The sequence below is a fragment of the Methylobacterium sp. FW306-05-D genome, assembly GCF_058782155.1.
Genome location: NZ_JBYSXL010000058.1, coordinates 20,842 through 30,139 on the forward strand (window position 1 = coordinate 20,842; position 9,298 = coordinate 30,139).

Sequence of the window (9,298 nt, forward strand, 5' to 3'; positions counted from 1 at the left end):
AGCGGGGCGGATGCGGCCTCCGTCGCGGCCCGTGACCGGTCACCGCCGTCCCTCGGATGGGGACGGCGGGCAGGCCCGGGCGCCCTCCGCTTGACACGGACGGGCCTGCCCGCCTCAGTGACGACGCCCCGACAGGCCCCGGGCGAACCCGACATCGGCTAGACCGCTCCCTGACCCGCACCCCACGCTCCACCTTGCCGATGTCTCCCCCTCCCGCCTCCGCCCGGTCCGCGTCGTGAGCGCGCCGCGCGCGCCCGACATCCGGGTCCTGCTGCCGGACGCGGCCCGCTATGCCGGGGGGGCCGGGGTCGGGCCGGGCGAGACCGAGCACTGGGTTCCGGCCAAGAACCGCTGGTCGCGGGTGGTGCTGCCCTTCGGCGGGCTGACGCCGGAGACCTGGTGCAGCTTCGGCTTCCGCCTCGCCTGGGCGGAGGCGGAGACCGCCGGGGCCGCCCTCGACTTCGCCCTGGTGGGCATCGACTTCCTGGCGGAGGACGGCTCGAGCCTCGACTTCGACCACGTGCCGGGCCTCGACCGGACGCTCCTCGACCCGCACGGCAGCTGGATCGCCGGCCCGTCCGCCCTGCCCCCGGAGACGCAGGGGGCGCGGGCCGGACGCATCCACCTCGCCTTCCGGGTGCCCGCGCCGGCGACCCGGCTCACGGTGACGATCCGCTCCTGGCGCAACAGCCATCCCTTCGCGGTGGCCGAGGCCCGCCTCGCGCAAGGGGTGGACCTGCCGCCGGCGCCCGCGCTGATCCCCCGAATCCGGCACCGCCTCGGGCCGGAGCCGGCCTGGCGCGACCACGCCCTGGTGCCGGGCTGCGGACTCGTGCTCCGGGGCCAGCTCCACACGTCGCGGCCGGGCGCCCACGCGGCCCTAGCCCGCATCGTCTACCGCGACCGGGATGGGGCGGAGCTCGCGCCGCCCTATCCCGGGACGATCTCGGTGCCGGGGCTCGGCGCCCTGGTCGACCTCTCGGCCCACCAGCAGGCCCGGCGCTTCACCCTGGAGCTCCAGCCCCCCGCCGGGGCGGCGCGGGTGGCGGTCGGCTTCGCCACCTGGGAGGCGGACGGGCCGGAGGCGGAGCTCCTGGCCCCGCCGGAGATCGCCCTGGAGGACCGGATGCGGCTGGAGAGCCTCTGCGCCGACGACCTCCTCGCCGCCCCGGACTTCCTCGCCCGCCTCGCCGCGCGCCTGTCCCTACCCGGCACCGCCTTCGCCGGCTGGTGCCCGCAGCCCGAAGCGGTGGCCGCCCTGCCGGCGGTGCTCGCCCGGGCCCGGGCGATCCAGCGCGGCGAGGGCCACCGCGCCGCCGGCCTGGACCGGACCCTGCGCCTCGCCGGCCAGCCGGCCTGGACCCTGCCCGAGGCGCCGGACTGGACCGAGGACCCGTTCCGCTCGGTGCCCTGGCGCCTGGAGTACCAGTCCCTGGCCTGGCTCGGGGCGCTGGCCGAGGCCCCCGGCGGCGCCGGCACCGCCGTCGGCCTCGCCCTGTCCTGGTCCCGGGCCAACCCCTGGGGGGCGCCCACCGACGGCCTCGCCCTGCACCCGGCCGCCCTCGCCGCCCGCACCGAGACCGTCCTGCGGCTCCTCGCCCGGGCCGGCAAGCCCGGCGGCCCAGCCTCCCTCACCCTGACCGGCGAGGCGGTGCGCCACGGCTTCGCCCTGGCCGAGATCCTCGGCCAGAACACCTTCGGCCGCTCCATCCACCAGCTGCAGGCGGCCGCGACCCTGCGCACCGTCGCCCGCGCCCTGCCGCTGCTGCCGCTCTCGGCGCACTGGCTCTCCCTGGCCGAGGCCGCCCTCGAGGCCGGCCTCGCGCCGCTCCTCGATGCCGAGGGGCGGTTCTCCGACCCCGCCCTGCACCAGCGCCTCGAACTCCTGACCCTGCTGCGCGCCCTCGGCCTCGGGCTCGACGCCGGCGACCCCGCCGAGGCGGCCCTGAAGGCCCGCCTGGACCGGCTCGTGGCGGCCGGGCTCCCGGCGGTGGCCGGTCTCCTCGATCCGACCGGGCGCCTGCCGCCGTTCGGCGACGCGCCGGCGGGCGAGGATGCCGCCGGCTGGATCGGACGCCTCGGCGCGGAGGCGGGTCGCGCGCTCAGTGCCGTGCGCTGGTCCGGAGACGCGCGACCTCGACGCGACCGTCCCAGTATACCGCGGGTCACCCTCGAGCCCGCCGCGGGCCGCGTCGACCCGTCCTCGGGCATGATCGCGCAGCGCCACGACGCCCCCGGCCGCGGCTGGGGCCACTTCGCCTGCACCTTCGCCAGCCAGGGCCAGGGCCCCGGTCCGGGCCACCGGGACGTCGGCTCCTTCGTCTACGCCTGCGAGGGGGTGCGCTGGATCGTGGAAGCCGGCGGGTCGAGCCAGGTCGAGACCGGCGCCGCCCGCCACCACCTGCTCTCGGGCGCCGGCCACAACGTGGCGGCCCTCGACCAGCGCGAGCCCATGGCCGGCCCGGCCCTCCACCTCGGGGCGCAGCGCCTGATCGGCGCCACCGCCCACGCCCTCGCCACGCAGGGCTACGGGCCCGAGATCGCCCACCGGCGGATCTTCCTCGTCCTCGACGATCTCTCAGGACTGGCGGTGTTCGACCGCTTCACCGGGTCGGGCGCCCTCGGTTTCGAGGGCGCGGTCCACCTGTCGCCGGAGATCCTGCTGGCCCTGGCCGGTCCGCGCCGGGCAATGGCCCAGGCCGGCCGCCACCGGCTCTCACTCTCCCCCGTGGTGGTGACCGGGCGCGGCGCCGGGCTGACGATCCGCAACGGCTGCAACGCCCATCCGGGCGCCCTGCGGGGCTTCGTCGCCGCGACCGCCGGCGGTCTGCAGCCGACCAGCGTGCTCGGCTACGCCTTCGCCGGCCAGGGAACGGTCTGCGGCGGCCTGACCCTGGCGGCCGACGCGGATGCCGACCGGCGGCTCACCGCGCTCCTCGGCGAGGCCGCCTTCGCGCGCCTGCTCACGGACGACTGAGGACGGGCGTCAGGAGCGGACTTCGCGCTTGGCGACGAAATTGAACTCCTCCACCAGCACGTCCTTCACCACGTCGGAGCCGAGCCGGGCGTTCACCTGCTTACGGATTTCGGCGAGGCGCTGGGTGACGTTGTAGCGGGAGAGGCGTTTGAAATCGATCGCCGGATCCGTGTAGATCTGCCGAAAAGTCTCATCGACCACGAAGGCATTCGGCGGCACCGAGAGCGTGTGCATCAGCCGCGCGTCGGCGGTGAAGACCAGAACGGCGACGATGTAGCCCTGTACCTTTCCGTCCACGACCATCGGCACGTTGATGGGCGGCAGCTTCTGGTACTGGAGACCTTCGAGGTAGGGCTCGGTCTTCTTGGCGAACAACCCTGCGCCCCAGGTCACCGCGCCGTAGCAGGACAGGATGGTGAGGCCGCAGATCCACAGGCCGGTGACGAGAATGCGCATGGCGGGAAGCGGGCCTCAGCGCCGGAGGTGGCCGGAATAGGTGCCGTCGGATTCCGCCTCGCGGATCGAATCCGCGACGATGCCGGAGATCTCCTCGACGGCCCGCAGGTGCAGGCCGACCACGTCCTGGTTGCGCTCCAGGGCCCCGCGCAGGCGCAGGAGCTGGTCGAGGACCGGCGGGTCGAGCTCGGCGGGATCGAGGCCCCGCGTCAGGCGGGTGAGTTCGAGGAGGCTCTGGCTCTTGCGGCGGTTCACCGTCTCCTGGTCGACGGGACGGTGCGCCAGGAGCGCCTCCGTCTCCGCCGTGACGGTGGCTTCGAGGCGCTTCAGGGATGCGAGCAGCATGGGGTCTCAGCTCTCCGAGGTCTTGGTGGCCGGGGCGATGGTGGTCGCGGGCGGCTTCAGCGGACGCGCCGCCTCGAGCATCCGGGCGATGCCGACCCCGCCGGCCTTGGCGACCTGGGTCCCGACCTGGTCGGCGAGCATCGACTTCCAGATGCCGCCGGCATTGCCCTTGCCGAAGACCGCGCTGGCCTTCGAGGGCATCATCGTCTCGACGAACTGGCGCAGGACGAAGGCCTCGAACTGCTTGTAGGGATCTCCGGCCTTGCCGGCGCCCGAGACCGCGTTGTCGGTCTGCAGGGCGGTGAGGGTTCCGCGCGCGTCGAGGGGCATGTGCACCGAGACGCCGGCCATGCGGTAGGCGTCCCCGAAGGCCGCCGGATCGGTTCCGGGGGCCGACAGCTTGGCGGCGGCCTCCTGCACGCGTCCGGGATCGGCGGCGCGGGCCACATCGAGGACGATGTCGGAGGGGGGCGAGATGCTCATGGCAGGCGCTCAAGCGGGTTCGAGGAGCCGGTCCTTCGGAGGCATAGGCCCCCTGGCTTTCGGCAGGCTTGCATCGTGGCCGCGGCGCTCGGCTCAGTCCGAGGGGGATGCGCCGCGCGCGACCATGAGGTCGAGCTGCTCCAGCATGGCGTGCTGGTCGCGCTCGCGCTCGCGCAGCTTCAGGAGGCCGTCGGCCTGGCGCTCGGCGCGCTTTTCCGCCAGGCCGCGCGCCTTCAGTATTTCAGACAGTCGTGTCGAGGTCGCGCTGAGGTCGGTCGCCTCCGCGGCGAGCGCGCGCAGCCGACGCGCGGCGGCGTCGAGGAACAGCCCGTGCATGGTCTCGCCGGCCAGCGTCGCCAGCATGGCGGCCCGGTCGGCCTCGACCTTGACGGCCTGCGCCCGGTTGGCGGCGAGGTCGCGCTCGGCGAGGCCCCGCATCTGCTCCTGGACCTTGAGGAGGCGCTGGGCGCGCAGGAGCCGGAGGCGGGTGGTCATCGGCTCAGCCCCGGCGCAGGTAGTCGAAGTAGCCCATGACGAACTGCATCATGAACTCGTTGCTGATGGCGTAGAGGAGCAGCAGCCCGCCGGCCATGATGAACGGCGTGGCGATGAAGTAGACCGGGATCTGCGGCACGAGCTTGTTCACGAAGCCGGCGGCGAGGTTCACCGCCACCGCGTAGACGAGGAACGGCGAGGTGATGCGCAGGCCGAGCACGAAGGCGGTGGTGACCTGGTCGACGATGCGCACCAGGGCGGCCTGCGAGCCGATGCCCTCGCCGGGGGGGATGCGGCCGTAGGAATCGATCAGCCCGCGGAACAGCTCCCAGTGGAGGTCGGCGGCGAACAGCAGGGCGGCGGCCGCCATCATGATCATGGCCTCCACGGCCGGGACCGGGTCCATGCCCTCGGCGACGGACCCCGGCATGCCGCCGAAGCCCACCATGGTGACGGCGGCGTTCACGACGGTCTCGAGCACCACGTAGTAGACCCGGCCGAGGAAGCCGAGGACGAGGCCGGTCAGGCTCTCGGTGACGATCCAGCCCAGGGTCGCGCCGGGGTCCTGGGCCGCGAGCTTGCCCTGGAACAGCGGCAGCAGCAGCGGGGTCAGGGCCAGCGAGACCGCCAGCGCGATGAGGAGCCGGACCTGCGCGGGCACGCGGGGGCTGGAGAAGCCCGGTACGATGAGGAGGCAGGCGCCGACCCGGCAGAAGATCAGGAACACCCCGAGGAAGCTCTCGGGTCCGAGCACGGCCAGGAGCGGCGCCGTCACGAGATGGTGCCGAGGGAGCGGATCTCGACCCCGCGGGCGATCTCCAGGTGCGAGAGCACGGCCAGCGTCGGGTAGAGCCGCTCGATGATCATGCGCACGTAGGGGCGCGCGTCCGGCGCGGTGACCAGGGCGAAGTTGCGGGTCTCGCGCATCTGCTTGCGGATCGCCTCCGAGGCCTCGGTGCCGAACTGCTCGACGAGGCGCGGGTCGATGTCGAACTCGATGACCTCGCCCTTGCCGTCGCGCTTGAGGCTCTGGTGGAAGGAGAGGTCCCAGGCGCTGCCCAGACGCAGCACCGCGAGCACGCCGTTCTCGGCCAGATCCCCGCAGATCTGCTGGGCGATGCGCATGCGGACATGCTCGGCGATCTGCTCGGCCCGGCGGGCATGGGGCGTGATCTCGGCGATCGCCTCCAGGATGAGGTGCAGGTTGCGGATCGACACCCGCTCGGAGAGCAGGAGCTTCAGCACGGCCTGCAGGCCCGAATAGGAGATCTGCGACGGGCAGATCTCGTCGAGCAGGCGCTTGTACTCGGGGTCGAGCCGGTCGAGCAGGTTGCGCATGTCCTTGTAGGACAGGAGCGTGGGCAGGTTGTTGCGGATGACCTCCGAGAGGTGGGTCAGCAGCACGGAGGAGCCGTCGATGGGCTCGAAGCCGCCGCGCCGCACCTCGCCCGCATAGGCGTCGAGCACCCAGCGCGCCTTCATGCCGAAGGCGGGCTCGCGGACCTCGTCGCTCGGCACGTCCGGCACGGGGCCGTCGCCGACCACCACGAGGAGTTCGCCGGGCCGAAGCTCCTGGGTCGCCACCACGGTGCCGTGGATGAGGATCTGGTAGCATTTCGGCGGCACGGCGAGGCTGTCGGTCAGCTTGATGTCGGGCACGACGAAGCCGTACTGGCGCGCGAACTTGCGGCGCATCTTGGCGACGCGGTGCATGAGTTCGGACTGCCCCCCCTGGAGCTGGAGCGAGACCTGGCGCCCGAGGCAGAGCTCGATTTCCGGGGTCTTGAGCGATTCCTTGACGGATTCGCGCACCGCGATCTGCTTCTTCTCCTCCTCGGCGACGGCCTTGGCGTCGACGATCGCCTTCTGGGCGGCGAGCTTCCTCGGGATCGCGTAGGCGGTGAAGGCCATCAGCCCGGAGAGCACCATGAAGGGCACGAAGGGCAGGCCCGGCACCAGGGCGAACATGAACATCAGGGCCGCGGCCACCGACAGGGCACGCGGATAGGCCCCGAGCTGGCCGATCACCGCCTGCTCGGCGGTGCCCCGCGTGCCGCCCTTCGAGACGAGGAGGCCGGCGGCCAGGGAGACGATCAGGGCCGGGATCTGCGAGACGAGGCCGTCGCCCACCGAGAGCTTGGTGAAGACGTCGGCCGCCTGGCCCAGCGGCATGCCGTGGCGGGTGGTGCCGATGATGATGCCGCCGAACACGTTGACGGCGATGGTGATGAGGGAGGCGACGGCCTCGCCGCGCACGAACTTCGAGGCGCCGTCCATGGAGCCGAAGAAGGCGCTCTCCTCTTCCAGCTCGCGCCGGCGGAGCTGGGCCTCCTTGTCGTCGATCAGGCCGGCGTTCAGGTCGGCGTCGATCGCCATCTGCTTGCCGGGGATGGCGTCGAGGGTGAAGCGCGCGCCGACCTCGGCGATGCGGGTGGCGCCCTTGGTGATGACGAGGAAGTTCACCGTGATCAGGATCAGGAAGACCACGATCCCGATGACGAAGTCGCCGCTCATCACGAATTGCGAGAAGCCCTGGATGACGTGGCCCGCCGCCGAGACGCCGTGCTGGCCGTTGGCCAGGATCAACCGGGTGGTGGCGATGCCGAGCGCCAGGCGCAGCAGGGTCGCGATCAGCAGGACGGTGGGGAAGGCCGAGAATTCCAGCGGCTTCTTGATCCAGAGCGCCACCATCAGGATCAGGACCGAGAGGGCGATCGAGAAGGCGAGGCCGATATCGAGGAGGATCGCCGGCACCGGCAGGAACAGGATCGCCAGGATGGCGACGATGCCCGCGGCGAACCAGATGTCCCTCTGGGACCGGCGCTCTCCTGCGATCGTGGCGCTTGCCGCCATGGCGGATACTCAACCCCCGTGAACCTAGACGGGCTTGTCGCCCCGCAAGCTTGCGCGAGGGTCGCGCGGCGTCCGGGCTTGCGCGCGGGTCGCGTGGTCCCTGGGCTCGCGCGGGTCGCGCGCTCCCGGCGAGGCGACCGAACGGGCGCGGCGTGCGTTGGACTACCGACGACTCCGCAGCGCGGGTGCGCCCATGCTAAGATCTTTGTCTGCGTCGGCGCCGCCGGTTGGGATTCCGGACCCAGCGGACGCTGCCCCCACAGTGTCCTTTCGAAAGCCGCGATCGACCCATGTCCCACCTCCGCCTCGCTCTTCTCCTGCTCCCTGGCGTGCTCGTGCCGGGTGCCGCATCGGCCCAATCCACGCCGATCCGCGAGCTGCTCAAGCTCTCCTGCACCGGGGACTACCTCGAGCATTGCAGCATGCATCCGCCCGGCGGGCCTGAGGTCGAGGCCTGCTTCCGGCAGAACCTGCGCAAGCTCTCGCCGGACTGCGCCCGGGCGATCCGGACCTACCAGCGCGAGAAGAAGTCCACCCGCTGAGGCCGGGCCGGGCCTCTCGCCGCTCACGCTCGAGGATCACGCCGTGTCGCAGACAGGGGCAAGCGCACAGGCCGGGCCGGACGCCGTCCGCTTCCGCGACGCCGCCGAGGCGGCCCTGGTCGTCGAGTTCGGCGCGCGGGTCGATCCGGCCCTCAATGGGCGGGTGCTCGCCCTGGACGCGGCCCTGGCGCAGGACCGGATCGACGGCCTCCTGGAGACGGTGCCGACCTATCGCTCGCTGATGCTCCACTACGACCCGCTGGTGCTCGACCGCGATATCCTCGCGGCCCGGGTGACGACGCTCCTCGACCGGCCCCCGGCCCGGCCGCGCGAGGCCCGCGCCTGGACGCTGCCCTGCTGCTACGACCCGGCCCTGGCGGAGGACCTCGCGGCACTGGCCGACTGGGCCGGGCTGGCGCCCTCCGCCGTGGCCGAGCGCCACGCGCAGGCCGCCTACCGGGTCTACATGTACGGCTTCGCGCCCGGCTTCGCCTATCTCGGCGGGCTGCCGGAGAGCCTGGCGATTCCCCGCCGAGGGACACCGCGCCCGCCCCATCCCGCCAACGCGCTGCTGGTGGGCGGCGGCCTCGCGGCCGTGGCGAGCGTCCCGATGCCCACGGGCTGGTACGTCGTCGGCCGCACGCCGGAACGGCTCTTTTCCGAAGTGCGTCCGGAAAGCTTCCTCGTTGAGCCCGGCGACGCCCTGCACTTCGAGCCCATCGATGCGGCGACCTTCGCCGCCCTCGAGGCCCGGGCGGCCCAAGGCGAGGTCATCGCGCGGAGGCGCGCGTGACGGCGGCGCAGCCTTCGACGCGTGCGGGGACGGGCACGGCGACGCTCCGCATCCTCGCGGCCGGCGGCGGCGTCACCCTGCAGGATGCCGGCCGGCACGGCTTCCTGCGCTACGGCATCACGCCCGCCGGGCCGATGGACCCCCTGGCCCACGCCACCGCCAACCGCGCCCTCGACAATCCCCTGACGGCGACCGCCATCGAGGTCTCCCTCGGCGGCCTCGCCCTGACCGTGGAGGAGGCCGCCGTCGACGTCGCCCTGGCGGGGGGTGACCTGCGCATCGACCTCGACGGGCGCCCCCTCCCCCCGGCCGTCGCCCTCACCCTGCGGCCGGGGGCGCGGCTCACCCTGCGGG

Annotated in this window: 10 protein-coding genes; 4 read left to right on the top strand and 6 right to left on the bottom strand. The window is 73.0% G+C overall.

Features of this window, described 5'->3' with window-relative positions; all coding sequences use genetic code 11:
* Positions 1-235 precede the first annotated feature (235 nt).
* On the top strand, positions 236-2,977 hold the full coding sequence (locus AC3WLN_RS17790) for a heparinase II/III domain-containing protein (protein ID WP_492483452.1): 2,742 nt from the start codon (positions 236-238) through the stop codon (positions 2,975-2,977).
* A 9-nt stretch (positions 2,978-2,986) separates the two neighbouring features.
* Here the strand turns inward: AC3WLN_RS17790 and AC3WLN_RS17795 are convergent, their stop codons facing one another.
* The 6 genes from AC3WLN_RS17795 to flhA form a co-directional block, all read right to left on the bottom strand.
* Positions 2,987-3,433 carry a hypothetical protein gene (locus tag AC3WLN_RS17795; RefSeq protein WP_056477721.1) on the bottom strand — a complete coding sequence of 149 codons (447 nt, stop codon included), beginning with the start codon at positions 3,431-3,433 and terminating at the stop codon, positions 2,987-2,989.
* A 15-nt stretch (positions 3,434-3,448) separates the two neighbouring features.
* Positions 3,449-3,778, bottom strand: a complete 330-nt coding sequence (locus AC3WLN_RS17800; protein WP_492483454.1) for a flagellar protein FlgN — start codon at positions 3,776-3,778, stop codon at positions 3,449-3,451.
* A 6-nt stretch (positions 3,779-3,784) separates the two neighbouring features.
* Positions 3,785-4,261: a rod-binding protein gene (locus AC3WLN_RS17805; protein ID WP_492483456.1), complete on the bottom strand. Its 477-nt coding sequence runs from the start codon at positions 4,259-4,261 to the stop codon at positions 3,785-3,787.
* Between the two features lie 93 nt (positions 4,262-4,354).
* A complete protein-coding gene (locus tag AC3WLN_RS17810) occupies positions 4,355-4,756 on the bottom strand; it encodes a hypothetical protein (protein ID WP_492483458.1) in 402 nt (133 codons plus the stop codon).
* Positions 4,757-4,760: 4 nt separating this feature from the next.
* Positions 4,761-5,531, bottom strand: coding sequence for a flagellar biosynthesis protein FliR (fliR, locus tag AC3WLN_RS17815; RefSeq protein WP_492483460.1), 771 nt, complete (start codon positions 5,529-5,531; stop codon positions 4,761-4,763).
* A complete protein-coding gene (gene flhA / locus AC3WLN_RS17820; protein WP_492483462.1) occupies positions 5,528-7,609 on the bottom strand; it encodes a flagellar biosynthesis protein FlhA in 2,082 nt (693 codons plus the stop codon). Before flhA ends, fliR begins: the two co-directional genes overlap by 4 nt.
* A gap of 290 nt (positions 7,610-7,899) precedes the next feature.
* Here flhA and AC3WLN_RS17825 point away from each other — a divergent pair, with 290 nt between their 5' ends.
* The 3 genes from AC3WLN_RS17825 to AC3WLN_RS17835 all read left to right on the top strand — a co-directional run.
* Positions 7,900-8,151, top strand: coding sequence for a hypothetical protein (locus AC3WLN_RS17825; protein WP_492483464.1), 252 nt, complete (start codon positions 7,900-7,902; stop codon positions 8,149-8,151).
* A 43-nt stretch (positions 8,152-8,194) separates the two neighbouring features.
* Positions 8,195-8,944: a 5-oxoprolinase subunit B family protein gene (locus AC3WLN_RS17830; RefSeq protein WP_492483466.1), complete on the top strand. Its 750-nt coding sequence runs from the start codon at positions 8,195-8,197 to the stop codon at positions 8,942-8,944.
* Positions 8,941-9,298 (top strand): 5-oxoprolinase subunit C family protein (locus AC3WLN_RS17835; RefSeq protein WP_492483467.1); only part of this gene is annotated, 358 nt, incomplete at its 3' end. The genes AC3WLN_RS17830 and AC3WLN_RS17835, both read left to right, overlap by 4 nt.